This window comes from Mesorhizobium sp. M1334, assembly GCF_040317995.1.
Lineage (GTDB): Bacteria > Pseudomonadota > Alphaproteobacteria > Rhizobiales > Rhizobiaceae > Mesorhizobium.
Window position 1 is genome coordinate 1 of record NZ_JAMYLM010000001.1, and the last position, 14,951, is coordinate 14,951.

Genomic DNA, 14,951 nt, shown 5'->3' on the forward strand with positions numbered 1-14,951 from the left:
ACCGTCGCATCTTCGACACCTACGTCGAAACGCAGCTCGCTCCGACGCTGGCAAAGGGCGATGTGGTCATCCTCGACAATCTCGCTGCCCACAAGAGTCCGGCGGCCGAGGCAGCCATCCGGGCCAGAGGCGCATGGCTGCTCTTCCTGCCGCCCTACAGCCCAGACCTCAACCCGATCGAAATGGCCTTCGCCAAGCTCAAGGCGCATCTGCGCGCAAAGGCCATCAGAACCATCGACGCCCTGTGGCAGGCCATTGGCGATATCTGCAATCTCTTCTCCCCAACAGAATGCAGAAACTACTTCACTGCCGCAGGCTATGGACTCACATGAAAGTCCGCCGCTCTAAGGCTGCTTCGCCATCTCCCGCAGCCGGAACTTCTGGATCTTGCCCGTCGAAGTCTTCGGGATTTCGGCGAAGATCACCGCTTTCGGTACCTTGAAGCGGGCGAGCAGCGCGCGGCAGTGCTCGATGATTTCGGCCTCGGTCGCCGCCTTGCCCGGCTTCAGCTCGACATAGGCAACGGGCACCTCGCCCCATTTGTCGTCGGATCGGGCGACAACGCCGCAGGAAGCGACGGCGGGATGCTTGTAGAGCGCCTCCTCGACCTCGATCGAGGAGATGTTTTCGCCGCCGGAGATGATGATGTCCTTGGAACGGTCCTTGAGCTGGATGTAGCCGTCCGGATGCATGACGCCGAGGTCGCCCGAATGGAACCAGCCGCCGGCAAAAGCCTCGTCGCTCGCCTTGCGGTTCCTGAGATAGCCCTTCATGACGATATTGCCGCGGAACATCACCTCGCCGATCGTCTCGCCGTCGGCCGGCGTTTCTTGCATCGTCTGCGGGTCCATCACCGTCAGGCCTTCGAGCGCGGCGTAGCGTACGCCCTGCCTGGCCTTCTTCGCCGCCCTCGCCCCCTTCTCCAGCCGGTCCCACTCGCCATGCCATTCGTTGACGACGGCCGGGCCGTAGGTCTCGGTCAGGCCGTAGAGATGGGTGACGGCAAAGCCCGCATCTGCCATGCCCGACAGCACCGCCTCAGGCGGCGGCGCCGCGGCGGTGTTGAAGGTGACGGTCTGCGGAAACTGCCGCTTGTCCTCGTCGCTGGCGTTGATCAGCACCGACATCACCACCGGCGCGCCACACAGATGGGTAACGCCGTGATCGGCGATGGCGTCGTACATCGGCTTCGGCCGCACCCAGCGCAGGCAGACATGGGTGCCAGCCTGGACGGCAAGCGTCCAGGGAAAGCACCAGCCGTTGCAATGGAACATCGGCAGCGTCCACAGATAGACCGGGTGCTTGCCCATGCCGGCATGGATGGTGTTGGCATAGGCCATCAGTGCCGCGCCGCGATGGTGACAGACGACGCCCTTCGGATTGCCTGTCGTACCGGAGGTGTAGTTGAGCGAGATGGCGTCCCATTCATCGTCCGGCATCGACCAGGCGAAATCCTCGTCGCCGCCGGCGACAAACGCCTCATAGTCCAGCGTGCCGATCCGTTCCCCCTTGGGATAGGGCGCATCGGCGGCATAGTCGGGATCGTCGTAATCGATCAGCAGCGGCCTGACCTTGGCCAGCGTCAGCGCTTGCCGAACCACGCCGGCGAATTCGCGGTCGACGATCAGCACCTTGCTTTCGGCGTGATCGAGCTGGAAGGCAATGACGGCGGCGTCGAGGCGGGTGTTGAGCGAGTGCAGCACCGCCTTGGTCATCGGCACGCCGAAATGCGCTTCCAGCATCGGCGGTGTGTTGGACAGCATGACAGTGACGGTGTCGCCCTTGCCGATGCCGCGCTTAGAAAGGGCCGAGGCAAGCCTCAGCGAGCGTTTCCAGAAATCGCGATAAGTCGTGCGCCGGCGGCCATGAATGATGGCGACCTGGTCGGGAAAGGTTTTTGCCGCCCGCTCGAAATAGGTGAGCGGCGTCAGCGGCTGATGGTTGGCCGGGTTCCTGTCGAGATCCTGTTCGTAGGGATTGCCCATCCCGTCCTCCCCGATGTTCGTCCAGAACTTTAGCTACAGGTTTGCGGTCCGTCACCACCAACGATGCCGCGACAGACCGCATTTGGCACAATGACGGTCTAGATTCGACCGGCGCGAGAGCATTACCTGCCCGCGCGTAGTTTGACTTTTGTCGAGAGCCGTGAATAATGTCAGCAAGGAGATGGCATGGCGATCCGACCGGCAGAACAGCTTATCCACAAGGCCGCGTGGCTTTACTACGCACACGGCTTGCGCCAGGACCAGGTGGCCAGCCAGCTCAAGATTTCGCGCGCCTCGGTAGCCATGTATCTGCGCAAGGCGCGCGAGACCGGCATCGTCAACATCTCGACCTCCACCCAGCTTTTCACCGACGACGTGCTGGCGCGCGAGCTGGAAGACGCGCTGAAGCTCGACGCCGTCTGGATCGCGCCGGAAAACGGCTATGTCGCCGACCCGTCCACCGACATCGCGGTACTTGCGGCAAGCGTCTTCCTCGAGCTGGTCAGGAAGGGCGACCGCATCGGCGTCGCCTGGGGGCGGACCATCTACACCATCGCCGACATCATGTCCTATGCCGATCTGCAGGACGTCACCGTGGTGCAGCTCTGCGGCAATCTCGGCGCCCCCTATTCGTACCGGCCGGACCAATGCACCATGGAGATCGCCCGCCGGCTCAACGCCAAGGGACTGAATTTTTACGCGCCGCTGGTGCTGACGACGGAAGAACTGGCACGCGGCCTGCGCGCCGAGCCGGTGATCCGCGAGCAATTGTCGGGCATCGGTGACTGCAACCTGGCGCTATACTCGGTCGGCTCAGTGGATACCGACAGCCATCTGGTCAAATGCGGCGCGCTGACGCCAAGCGAAATGGCTGCATTGCGCAAGGCGGGTGCGGCCGGCGTCATTGCCGGGCAAATCATCGACGCCCAGGGCCAGGCGCTCGACTGCAGCTACAACCGCCGGCTGATTTCGGCGGAGCTGTCATCGCTGCGCCAGATCGAAAAGCGCCTTGTGGTGGTGCAGGAGGAGAGCAAGTTCGAACCGCTCGTCGCGGCGATCGCCGGCGGGCTCTGCACTCATCTCGTCGTCGGCGCGCGCATGGCACGACGGCTGCTCGACCATGCCGGAGCGGCAGCAGCAAAGGTCGCCTGATAGTTAATTCCAGCCGCCGGTGCATTGTCATCAAAGCGTCGCGGCATTCCTGTTCACAACAAAGAGAAATCGGACGAAGCTGACATGAAGAACCTATGGAATGACGGCGAGGCGGAGAAGCTGGTCGCCGACTATGCAAAGAAGGGTGTGGCCCGCGACCTGGCGTTGCGCGTCTACACGACCAGGCTGCTGGGCGGCGAGCCGCGGCTCGTCCTGCATGGCGGCGGCAACACCTCGTGCAAGACCAAGGCTACCGATCTTGTCGGTGACGAGTGGGACGTGCTCTGCGTCAAGGGCAGCGGCTGGGACATGGGCGTCATCGAGCCGCAGGGGCTGCCGGCGGTCAAGCTCGGCGCGCTGTTGAAGGCGCGGTCGCTGAAGAAGCTCTCCGACGAGGACATGGTCGCGCTGCAGCGGGCGAACCTCATCGATCCGTCCTCGCCAAATCCATCAGTCGAGACGCTGCTGCACGCCTTTCTGCCGCACAAATTCGTCGACCACACGCATTCGACCGCTATCCTCGCCATCGTCGACCAGGAGGACAGCGAGGCGCTGAGCCGCAAGGTGTTCGGCGAAAAGATGGGCTTCGTGCCTTACATCATGCCGGGCTTCGATTTAGCGAAGGCGGCCGCCGATGTTTTCGACGCCGATCCGATGGTCGAAGGCCTGATCCTCGACAAGCATGGGATTTTCACCTTCGGCGACGATGCCAAACAGGCCTATGACCGGATGATCCATTACGTGAACGTCGCCGAGGATTTCATCGCCAGCCACGGCAAGCCGCGCACCGAAAAGCTGGCACTGCCAGCCAGGCTGGCGAAGCCCGCGGAGATTGCGCCGATGCTGCGCGGGGCGGTGGCGGTGGCGCGCGGTGAAGGCCGTTTCGACCGCATGATCAGCGATTTCCGCACCTCGGACGCGATCGTCGATTTCATCAATTCGGCAAAGATCGCCGACTACGCCGGCCGCGGCGTCTCGACACCCGACCTGTCGATCCGCATCAAGACCGGACCGATGGCACTGCCGGCGCCCGACGCTGACAAGGTAGGCGACTACAAATCCGTCATCCGCCAGCATGTCGAGAAATTCGCCAAGGACTATCGCGCCTATTTCGAAACCAATGATGCGCTCGACGACGTGAAGCGCACCATGCTCGACCCGATGCCGCGGCTGACGCTGGTGCCCGGCCTCGGCATGTTCGGCCACGGCCGCACACTCAAGGACGCGAAGATCGCCTCCGACGTCGGCGAAATGTGGATCGAGGCGGTGCGCGGCGCCGAAGCCGTCGGCGACTTCCGTCCACTGTCCAAAGCCGACCTGTTCCCACTCGAATATTGGTCGCTGGAACAGGCCAAGCTCGCCTCCAACAAGCCGAAGCCGTTGACTGGCCAGGTTGTGCTGGTCACCGGCGGCGCCGGCGCAATCGGCGCCGCCACCGCAAAGCTGTTCGCCGACAACGGCGCTCATGCGGTCGTTGTCGATCTCGATGCGTCAAGGGCTGCCGAGGCGGCAAAAAAAGCCGGCAACAATTCGATCGGCATTGGCGCCGACATCACCGATCCGGCGCAGATGCGCGCTGCGTTCGACAAGGCGGTCGCCGTCTTCGGCGGCCTCGACATTCTCGTCTCCAATGCCGGTGCCGCCTGGGAGGGCCGGATCGGCGAACTCGACGACGCCACCTTGCGCAAGAGTTTCGAACTCAATTTCTTCGCGCACCAGTCGGCGGCGCAGAACGCAGTGCGGATCATGCTCGAACAGGGCACCGGCGGCGTGCTGTTGTTCAATACCTCCAAGCAGGCGGTCAATCCGGGGCCGAAGTTCGGCGCTTATGGCATTCCCAAGGCGGCAACGCTGTTTTTGTCCAGGCAATATGCGCTCGACTACGGCGCGCATGGCATCCGCTCCAATGCCGTCAACGCCGACCGCATCCGTTCGGGGCTGTTGACCGATGCCATGATCGCCAGCCGCTCGGGCGCACGCGGCGTGTCGGAGAAGGAGTACATGTCCGGCAACCTGCTCGGGCAGGAAGTGACGGCCGAAGACGTCGCCCAGGCCTTTCTGCATCAAGCGCTGGCCGAGCGGACAACCGCCGATGTGACGACGGTGGACGGCGGCAACATCGCGGCGGCGTTGAGGTAGATCTAAACACCGGAGCAACAAAAAGAGCGGCCCGCGAGCCGCTCTTTTCCTTTGCCAATAGTGAAAGACTACTTCGCGTTCGGGTTCGGCATCCAGGCCGGCATCGCGACGTCGGCATGGGCGAATTGCGGCAGCTTGGCCGAGAGGTCCTCCATGTTCTTGATGTCCTTGTCGATCAGATCCTTCTGGGTGATCAGCGTCGGCGGCACGATGACGTTGTGGCCCGGGTCTTCGCCGGCCAAGAGTTGCGCCAGCGCACGCACCGAGACCTGGCCGACGACGGCCGGGTTGGTGGCGGCGGTTGCCGCCCAGGCGCTGTCCGGCTCGCGCATCGCGGCGATGTCCGAGGTAGAGATGTCGGCCGAATAGATCTTGATGTCCTTGTTCAACCCGGCCTCGTCGACGGCGATCTTCACGCCTTTGGCGAATTCGTCATAGGGCGCGAACATCACCTTGATGTCGGGATGAGCCGACAACACCGAGCGAGCCTGGTTGGCGACCGAATTGGCGATCGGATTGTCGAGCGTGCCGAACATGGCGACTTCGTTGATGCCCGAATATTTCTTCTTGAATTCGACCCAGGTCTCGTTGCGGCGGTCGAGCGGCGCGATGCCGGCGACATAGACATAGCCGGCCTTCCAGCTCTCGCCATTGTCTTTGACCGCCTGTTCGAGCGCCAGGCGCGCGAGGTCGCGGTCGGATTGCTCGATCTGTGGGATCTTGGGGTTTTCGACATTGACGTCGAAGGCGACGACCTTGATGCCGGCATCGACCGCGCGCTGGGCGGCGTCCTTCATCGATTCCGTCAGTCCGTGCTGGATGATGATGCCCTGGACGCCGAGCGCGATGGCTTGGTCGACCATGTCGGCCTGAAGCGCCGCGTCCTGGCGACTGTCGAGCACGCGCAGGTCGACGCCGAGCGCCTTGGCCTGCGCCTCGACACCTGACAAATACGCCTGGAAGAAGTCGCCGGTCGAGAGATAGCGGACCAGCGCTATCTTGACGGCGCCCGGCTTGTCGAACGGCGCTGGCCGATCCTGCGCCATCGCTGGCAACTGCATCAGCAATGTTGCGCCGGCAAGCCCGAGCGCTGCCTTCCCCAAAAGTCTTCTTGTGATGTTCACGTCGCTTCCTCCACTTGTTGAACCCAAAATGTAACCGGTCGAAACCTATCTCCTGCCCCTGCCGGACAGGGCGAAGGTGAAGACAAGGGCGACCACGAGAACCACGCCCTTGACGAAATCCTGCGTGTAGTAAGGCGCGTTCATCATCGTCAGGCCCTGCAGCAGCACGCCGACAAACACCGCGCCGACAGCCGTGCCGAAGGCGTTCGGCTTGGCGGCGCCGAGAACCGCGTAACCGATGAGTGCCGCAGCCACCGCGTCGAGCAACAGATTATTACCCGAGGCGATGTCGCCACGTCCAAGCCGGGCGGCGAGCAAAATGCCGCCGATCGAGGCAAAAACCCCAGAAATAACGTAGGCCCAGATTTTGTATGCCTTGACAGGCGCGCCGGCGAGTTCGGCAGCGCGTTCGTTGCTGCCGACCGCATACATCATGCGCCCGAAACGCGTGTATTCTAGAAAGAACCAGATCAGTACGGCCAGCACGAGCAGGACGACGACCGACACCGGGATGAGGTTCGGGATGAAGAAGTCGAAGCGATGGCGGCCAAGCGCCAGGAACGCGGCGCCGAAGCTGCCGTTGGCGACCGAGCCGTCGGGCATGGTCATGCCGGTGGCGATCGAACGGCCCTCGGTAGGTATGCGCTGCAGGCCGACAAGCAGGAACATCATGCCGAGCGTCGCCAAAAGGTCCGGCACCCGCATATAGACGATCAGCCAGCCATTGATGAGGCCGACGACGGCGCCGATCACAAGGCAGACGACGACCGCCACGACGGCGTTCTGTTCCAGCACCACCATGACGTAGGCAGCCGCCATCATGGCGCTGGTGGCGACCGAGCCGATCGACAGGTCGAAGCCGCCGACGACCAGCGTAGCGGTGACGCCGAGCGCCAGAACGCCGGTGATGGCGACCGACTGGAAGATGAAGACGGCGCTTTGCGGCGAGACGAAACCATCGGCGGCGACGGCGAAATAGGCGATCAGCCCGAACAACAGAACGATGAAGCCGTAGCGAATAGCATGGTCGCGCAGGATCATTCAGCGCTCCCGCACGCTGGCACCGTCTTTATCCGACCCGAATTCATACCCTCTCCATTCCAATTCTCATCGTCTTCCCGCTGTCAGGCTGCGCTGTGCAACGGCCCGCCCGCCACTTCGGCCAATAGCCGCTCGAGATCGACATCGGTATTGCGGTGCTCGCCGACGATCGTCTGCTCCGACATCACCAGGATGCGATCGGCCGTCTCCAGGGCTTCGTCGAGTTCGGTGACGAACAGCAGCGTCGCGCGGCCGTGGGCGCTCGCCCGCAGCTTTGCGGCGATATCGCGTCTGGCCGAGATGTCCACACCTTGAAACGGCTCGTCGAGGATGAAAAGCCTTGCCGCCTGCGACATCCAGCGGGCGACCATCACCTTCTGCTGATTGCCACCGGAAAGCGACGCCATCTCGTCCCTCTCGGAGCGGCAGACGATGCCCAACTCCTGGATTTGCTGGCGGGCAACAGCGCGTTCGATACGGCGTTTGAGAACACCGAGACGCGACATGCGACTGTGGAACGGCAGGCTGATGTTTTGCTGGATGTTGAAGTCGCCGACGATACCGTTTTCGCCACGGTCCTTGGCGACGAGAAACACGCCGGCGGCAATCGCTTCGCCGGTCGACGCCGGCGCATAGGGTTTCCCGTTCAGCACCATGGTCCCGGACAGCGGCTTGCGCAAACCGAACAGCGTCTCGGCGAGTGCGGTCTTGCCGACACCGACGAGGCCGGTGATGGCGACGACCTCGCCGTCGCCGAGGGTCAGCGAAATCGGCCTGGCGCCTTCAGCAATCCGCAATGCATCGGCAGCGAAAATTGCTTTGGCCGAATTCCTGGCGACGATCCGCTCGAGCTGGATCTTACGGCCGAGCATGGCGTTGACCGCACCTTCGTAATCCAGCGGCTTCTTGTCGAAGATACCTGAGATAACCCCATCGCGCATTGAAATGATGCGATCGGCAAGCCGTCTGATATCCGACATACGGTGCGAGATGTAGAGGATCGCCACGCCTTGCTGGCGGAGCCGGTCGAGCAATGCGAACAGCCGGTCGGCTTCGGCGCTGGACAGCGAGGAGGTCGGCTCGTCGAGGATCAGCACTTTCGGCCGGTGCGCCATGGCGCGGGCGATCGCCACCATCTGGCGGTCGGCCAGAGAGAGATCGCTGATCCGGGCCTTGAGGTCGATTGCCAGTCCCATGCGGTCGGCCACCGTCTTTGCCTCGCGACGCACCCGGCCCGGATTGAACAGCGTCGGCACGCCGCTGCCGCTCAGCCTGTCGAGGGTAAGGTTGGTTGCGACGTCGAGGTCGGCGACGACACCGTCATTGATGTTCTGGTGAACGGTAACGACGCCGGCGCGGATCGCCTCGGCCGGCGTTTTCGGGGCGAAGTCCTGACCGGCAAGCGACATCGAGCCGCCGCCATGGTCGTAAACACCGCTGATGATCTTGACGAGGGTGGATTTGCCGGCGCCGTTGGCGCCCATCAGCACGGTCATTTCGCCGGCATGCAATTCGAGCGAGACGCCGCCAAGCACCTCGATATGGCCAAAGGATTTCCTCAGGCCGTCGACGCGGAACACGGCATCATTGCCCATTCGTTCCTCCCTGACCGTGACGCTATGGGCTATATCGGCAATTGTCAACATGATTGACAATTGCCAGAAGGCTTCCTAGCTTGGCCCGGCCGCCGTGGCTCCGCTATCATCGGAGCACATAAGCGGGAGGTGAGGATGACTGGGAAATCGCCGTTCGAAGCACTGTCGGTCGAGACACTGGCGGGCCGTCTCGGTGCCAACGAGGCCCTGTGTTCGCAGATCGGCAAGGATACGAGCCAGTGGAAGGTTCGTGAAGTCGGCGACGGCAATCTGAACCTTGTGTTCATCGTCGAAGGTGCTGAGGGTGCGGCCGTCGTCAAGCAGGCCCTGCCCTACGTCCGGCTGGTCGGCGACAGCTGGCCGCTGCCGTTAAAACGCTCCTTCTTCGAATACCATGCGCTGACGCGGCAACAGGCACGGGCGCTGGGTTCGGTGCCTGAGATCTACCACTTCGATGAAGGCCAGGCGCTGATCATCATGGAGTACCTGTCGCCGCACATTATCCTGCGGCGGGCACTGATCGAAGGCAGGCAACTGCCGAACATCGCGAAAGACATCGGCTTGTTCATGGCCCGCACGCTGTTTCGCGGCTCCGACCTGCATATGGCGACCAAGGATCGCAAGGCCGATCTGGCGCTGTTCGCCGACAATGTCGAACTCTGCGACATCACCGAGAACCTGGTTTTCTCGGATCCGTATTTCGATGCCAAGATGAACCGGCACACCAGCCCGCAGCTCGATGCCATTGTCGCCGAGCTGCGCGCCGACCGCGACCTCAAGGTCGAGGCGCAGCGCATGAAGCACATCTTCGCTGCCAATGCCGAGACGCTGCTGCATGGCGACCTGCATTCCGGCTCGATCATGGTCACCGATACCGAAACGCGGATGATCGATCCCGAATTCGCCTTCTACGGCCCGATCGCCTTCGACGTTGGCATGCTGCTCGCCAATTTCTGGATGGCGTTCTTCTCGCAGCGCGGCCATGAACAGGGCGGAAGCCGCGATGCCATGCGCGACTATCTGCTCGGCGTTACGGTCGAGACATGGTCGGTATTCCGCGTCGAGTTCTCGCATCTGTGGCGAACCGAGCGTACCGGCATGCTCTACCAGAAGAGCCTGTTCGAGGATCAGGGCGACAGGCTTGGCGCCGAGCAGGCGCTAGACCACATGCTGCAGTCGATCTGGACCGATCTGCTCGGCTTTGCCGGCGTCGAGGTTCACCGGCGCATTCTCGGCCTTGCCCATAATGCCGATTTCGAGACCATTGCCGATCCTGATCTGCGCGCCAGATGTGAGGCAAAGGCGCTGAAATTCGGCCGTCACCTCGCCGTCAACCGGCGCCAGATCCACAGCATCGACGAGGTCAACCGGTTGGCCGCGCTGATCGAACAGGAGAGCAGGATTTGAACGTCGGCGACCGCCACTACCGCACCATCTGGCCGAGTGACGACGGGCGTTCGGTGGAGATCATCGACCAGCGCTGGCTGCCGCATGATTTCCGCATCGAAAAGATCGATATCGTCGCCGGCATCGCCACGGCAATCCGCGACATGTGGGTGCGCGGGGCGCCGCTGATCGGCGTCACCGCGGCCTATGGCGTCGCCATGCAGATGGCCGACGACCCGTCGGATGCAGCACTCGACGCCGTCTGGGCAACCTTGCACGAAACGCGCCCGACGGCGATCAATTTGCGCTGGGCGCTGAACGAAATGCAGCGCTTCCTGCTGACGCTTCCCCTGGCAGAACGTGCCGCGGCTGCGTATCGGCGTGCCGGCGAGATCGCCGACGAGGATGTCGGCCTCAACCGCGCCATCGGCGCCCATGGGCTCGAAATCATCAAGGCGATCGCGGCGCGCAAGCAGCCGGGCGAACCAGTCAACATCCTGACCCACTGCAATGCCGGCTGGCTGGCCACCGTCGACTACGGCACCGCCACCGCGCCGATCTATCTGGCGACGGAAGCCGGCATTCCAGTCCATGTCTATGTCGATGAAACGCGACCCCGCAACCAGGGTGCCCAATTGACCGCCTGGGAGATGGCCGGCCACGGCGTGCCGCATACGCTCATTGTCGACAACGCCGGCGGCCATCTGATGCAGCGTGGCCAGATCGACATGGTCGTCGTCGGCACCGACAGGACCACCGCCGACGGCGATGTGTGCAACAAGATCGGTACCTATCTCAAGGCACTGGCCGCCGCCGACAACGACGTGCCGTTCTATGTCGCGCTGCCGTCGCCGACGATCGACTGGACCGTGGGCGACGGGCTGGCCGAAATCCCGATCGAACAGCGCTCGCCCGACGAGGTCTCGCTGGTCTGGGGCAAGACCGCTTCCGGCGAGATCGCCCAGGTCCGCGTGTCGCCGGAAGCCACGCCGGCGGCCAATCCGGCCTTCGACGTGACGCCGGCGCGGCTGGTCACCGGTTTGATCACCGAACGCGGTGTCGCTACGGCCTCGCGCGAAGGCCTGAAGGCGATGTTTCCCGAGCGCGGATGATCGGCTTTTCCGGGAGGGCGCTCTGGATTGCCTGATCTCACGATTTCTTGACCACGGCACGGTTAAAAACGCCTGTTGCCTGTCCCACATGGACGGCCGTATGCGTAGCGGCGGGGCGGCGCCCAACGCTCGAAGCCGGGGTTGACCACGGCCCGGCGAGTGAACAAGCGGGATACCGCGATGTCATTCAGACCATTGCTTGGTGACGGACGGGTTCGGAGCCAGGACGAGAAGTCGGAGCCCCTGCAAACCGCGTCATGGGTCAGCTCCTCGATCGTGTTCGACAACCGGCGGTGGGCGTGCCGGGAGGCGGAGCTCCGCTGGACAGCCCCTCATCATCTGATCGTGCTGACCGAAGAAGGCGGCACGTCCCATACATCCATCCGGCACGAGGCGCGATCCCTTTACGATGGGATGGACCGTCCCGGAGCCCTCACCTTCGTCCCGGCAGGCGCGGAACGACAGGGCTTCTATCGCGATGTAAACCTCTCCTATTCAGCCCTGTGGATCGATCCCGATATCAGGCTTCCCGGATGCGAACGCCTGAGGAACCTGCCTATACTGGTAAACAAGAAAGACGCGGTCGTCGCCACGCTCCTGAGTTCGCTTCGCGACGAGATGGCACTCGGCCACAAGCCAGACACTGCCTATGTCGAGCATCTGGTCGCCCTGGTCAGCCTCCGCGTGGCCAACCTGAGCCGGGAGCAACAGCGGTTTGTACGTCACGGCTGTCTCAGCCGCCGAGCACTTGGTCGCGTTCGGGATTACATCGATGCGCATATGAATTCCGACATTTCGCTAAGCGAGCTGGCAGCCGTCGCGGGCATGGCCGTCGACAGCTTTGCGCGTCGCTTCAAGGCGACGACCGGCCTTGCACCCTATGCCTATGTGATCGAGGAACGGGTGCGGCGAGCGGAGGTGTTGCTGCGCGAAACGGGTTTGTCGATCGGTATCATTGCCTTTCGGCTCGGCTTTTCAAGCCAGAGCCACTTCACCACGACCTTCCGACGTCTAAGGGGCACGACGCCTCGTGCCTATCGGATGAATTCTTCTCCAGAATCCTGATAGTGCCGCCGGTTTCTTGAAAGAAAGGCGCCGCGCGCACTCCCACCTCCAGTGTCGTTGGGTGACAGAACCCGAGGAGTTGCTCGGGTCAAGTTGCCGTCTGCGCTTCATTGCGACTGGGAGATCATGCATGGCCAAAACGGACAACAGGAGCGGGCCGACGCGTCGGATGGTGTTGGAAGGCGGTGTTGCGACCGGGGTGCTCCTGGCTACCGGAATACCGGTTGACGCCGAGCCGGCCGAGACCGTCACGGCGGCGGCATCGGCCACGCCGGTACCGACGATGACGATATCGTTGCGGATCAACGCGAAGGATCTTGCCATCGCGCTCGACCCGCGGACGACGCTGCTCGACGCCCTGCGCAACCATCTCGGCCTCACCGGCTCGAAGAAGGGCTGCGACCACGGCCAGTGCGGCGCATGCACGGTGCTCGTCGATGGGCGCCGGATCAATTCCTGCCTGACGCTTGCCGCAATGCATGAAGGCGACGAGATCACCACGATCGAGGGCCTTGCCGAGGGTGACCGGCTGCATCCGGTCCAGGCCGCCTTCATCGCCCGCGACGGTTTCCAGTGCGGCTACTGTACGCCAGGCCAGATCTGCTCGGCGGTTGGTATGCTGGGCGAGGCGCGGGCTGGCTGGCCAAGCCATGCGAGCGCTGACGTGGCAGCGGCTTCCGTCGGTCTCACCGATGTCGAGATCCGCGAGCGGATGAGCGGCAACATCTGCCGTTGCGCCGCCTATCCGAACATTGTCGCTGCAATCCGCGACGCGGCAGAGGAGGCATGAGCAATGCAGTCCTTCACTTATGAACGTGCGACGAGTGCCGAGCAGGCGGCCGCCGCGGTTGCGGCCCGGCCGGACGCCAAGTTCATCAGCGGCGGCACCAACCTGCTCGACCTGATGAAGCTCGAGATCGAGCGCCCAGCGCATCTCGTCGACATCAGCCGGCTGCCTCTTGATCGGATCGAGGAGACGGCGGAAGGCGGGCTTCGGGTCGGCGCCCAGGTCCGCAATAGCGATCTCGCCGCCGACCCACGGGTAAGGTCGCGCTACCCGATGCTCACGCAAGCGCTGCTGGCGGGAGCGTCTGGACAGATACGCAACAAGGCCTCGACCAGCGGCAATCTCCTGCAGCGTACGCGCTGCCCCTACTTCTATGACCGCAACATGCCCTGCAACAGGCGCCAGCCGGGTTCGGGCTGCGCGGCGCTTCAGGGCTTCAACCGCATGCACGCCGTACTCGGCGCGAGCGAAGCCTGCATCGCGGTACATCCTTCTGACATGGCGGTCGCCATGTCCGGGCTCGACGCCTGGATCGAGACCGTCTCGCCCGGCGGTGAGACCCGCACGATCACGATCGGCGATTTCCATCGATTGCCCGAGGCGACGCCCCATGTGGAGACCGTGCTCGGCCACGGCGAAATGGTCGTTGCGGTTACCCTGCCGCCGCGACCACCCGGCCGGCAGCTTTACCGCAAGGTGCGCGACCGTGCTTCCTACGCCTTCGCGCTGGTGTCGGTGGCAGCAATCGTCGAGAAAAGCGGCGACCGTATCCGAAGCGCTCGGATCGCCATGGGCGGCGTGGCAGCGAAACCCTGGCGCGCGACGGAGGCGGAGCGCGCGCTGGCAGGCGCGGCGGCGTTCGACGGCGCCTTTACCGACGCGGCCGAAGCCGCGCTCGCCGGAGCCGTCGGGCATGGCGCCAATGACTTCAAGATCCCGCTGGCGAAACGGACGGTGCGGCACACGCTCGCTGCTGCCGTCGAACGTGCATGAGGTGGTGCGATGACAGAGACGACGACCCCGAGCAGCGGTTCCCAGATGCAGGCGACGAGCGGGGGATCGATATGAAACTCACGCGACGCGCCGTTGCCGCCGCGGGTGGCGGCCTTTTTGTTTCTGCCGCCGCAGCCTGGGGCGCCACATCCGACCCGGCAGCTCGTCACGTGCTCGAGGCCGCCGTTGACGCCTTCTTTGCCGGCTGGGCCTCTGGCGACTGGACGGCATTCCTTGATTCTTGCGATGAGACGATGACCTTCCAATTCCCTGTCGGCGAGCAACGAGGCCGACATGGACCGCCAGAAGGCAAGCAGGCACTCGCAGCCTGGACCGCCGCGCATCAAGCGCAGGGAAACAGGATCACGAAATCGACCGTCGATCTCAAGCTCTTCGCCGCCGACTGGGTCATCGTCTGCGATCGCGGGAGCGGGACAATCAGTGGCGCGCCCTACACTGGCCTGCATGCGATCTTCATGCGGGCCGGCCCGACAGGGAGGCTGGTCGAGTTTCGCGAGTATTTCGGCGAGATCGCCGCGTGAGCTCCGGCCGCCGCGCGACGAACATGAAGG

13 protein-coding genes are annotated in these 14,951 nt (G+C 63.5%); 9 read left to right on the top strand and 4 right to left on the bottom strand.

Annotation, left to right across the window (positions count from 1 at the left end; all coding sequences use genetic code 11):
• Positions 1-332 (top strand): transposase (locus tag NKH17_RS00005; protein WP_352969820.1); only part of this gene is annotated, 332 nt, incomplete at its 5' end.
• A gap of 12 nt (positions 333-344) precedes the next feature.
• Here the strand turns inward: NKH17_RS00005 and NKH17_RS00010 are convergent.
• Entirely contained in the window at positions 345-1,985 is a 1,641-nt protein-coding gene (locus NKH17_RS00010) for an acyl-CoA synthetase (RefSeq protein ID WP_352897729.1), read from the bottom strand.
• Between the two features lie 186 nt (positions 1,986-2,171).
• Between NKH17_RS00010 and NKH17_RS00015 the strand changes: the two genes are divergently transcribed.
• Entirely contained in the window at positions 2,172-3,137 is a 966-nt protein-coding gene (locus tag NKH17_RS00015; RefSeq protein ID WP_352897731.1) for a sugar-binding transcriptional regulator, read from the top strand.
• A gap of 84 nt (positions 3,138-3,221) precedes the next feature.
• Positions 3,222-5,276, top strand: coding sequence for a bifunctional aldolase/short-chain dehydrogenase (locus tag NKH17_RS00020; protein ID WP_352897733.1), 2,055 nt, complete (start codon positions 3,222-3,224; stop codon positions 5,274-5,276).
• A 68-nt stretch (positions 5,277-5,344) separates the two neighbouring features.
• Here NKH17_RS00020 and NKH17_RS00025 read toward each other — a convergent pair whose 3' ends face one another.
• The 3 genes from NKH17_RS00025 to NKH17_RS00035 form a co-directional block, all read right to left on the bottom strand.
• A complete protein-coding gene (locus NKH17_RS00025) occupies positions 5,345-6,400 on the bottom strand; it encodes a substrate-binding domain-containing protein (RefSeq protein WP_352505322.1) in 1,056 nt (351 codons plus the stop codon).
• Between the two features lie 45 nt (positions 6,401-6,445).
• Positions 6,446-7,441: an ABC transporter permease gene (locus NKH17_RS00030; RefSeq protein ID WP_352476556.1), complete on the bottom strand. Its 996-nt coding sequence runs from the start codon at positions 7,439-7,441 to the stop codon at positions 6,446-6,448.
• Positions 7,442-7,524: 83 nt separating this feature from the next.
• A complete protein-coding gene (locus tag NKH17_RS00035; protein WP_352897736.1) occupies positions 7,525-9,036 on the bottom strand; it encodes a sugar ABC transporter ATP-binding protein in 1,512 nt (503 codons plus the stop codon).
• Positions 9,037-9,171: 135 nt separating this feature from the next.
• Between NKH17_RS00035 and mtnK the strand changes: the two genes are divergently transcribed.
• The 6 genes from mtnK (at position 9,172) to NKH17_RS00065 (ending at position 14,921) form a co-directional block, all read left to right on the top strand.
• Entirely contained in the window at positions 9,172-10,443 is a 1,272-nt protein-coding gene (mtnK, locus tag NKH17_RS00040) for an S-methyl-5-thioribose kinase (RefSeq protein WP_352897738.1), read from the top strand.
• Positions 10,440-11,534, top strand: coding sequence for an S-methyl-5-thioribose-1-phosphate isomerase (gene mtnA, locus NKH17_RS00045; protein WP_352897740.1), 1,095 nt, complete (start codon positions 10,440-10,442; stop codon positions 11,532-11,534). The genes mtnK and mtnA overlap by 4 nt, the downstream gene beginning before the upstream one ends.
• A gap of 180 nt (positions 11,535-11,714) precedes the next feature.
• Positions 11,715-12,599 (top strand): helix-turn-helix domain-containing protein, encoded by an 885-nt coding sequence (locus NKH17_RS00050; RefSeq protein WP_352645508.1) that lies wholly within the window; start codon positions 11,715-11,717, stop codon positions 12,597-12,599.
• A 130-nt stretch (positions 12,600-12,729) separates the two neighbouring features.
• Positions 12,730-13,389, top strand: a complete 660-nt coding sequence (locus NKH17_RS00055) for a 2Fe-2S iron-sulfur cluster-binding protein (RefSeq protein WP_352476552.1) — start codon at positions 12,730-12,732, stop codon at positions 13,387-13,389.
• Positions 13,390-13,392: 3 nt separating this feature from the next.
• A complete protein-coding gene (locus NKH17_RS00060) occupies positions 13,393-14,379 on the top strand; it encodes an FAD binding domain-containing protein (RefSeq protein WP_352897742.1) in 987 nt (328 codons plus the stop codon).
• A 71-nt stretch (positions 14,380-14,450) separates the two neighbouring features.
• A complete protein-coding gene (locus NKH17_RS00065; RefSeq protein WP_352476550.1) occupies positions 14,451-14,921 on the top strand; it encodes a nuclear transport factor 2 family protein in 471 nt (156 codons plus the stop codon).
• Positions 14,922-14,951: the final 30 nt, after the last annotated feature.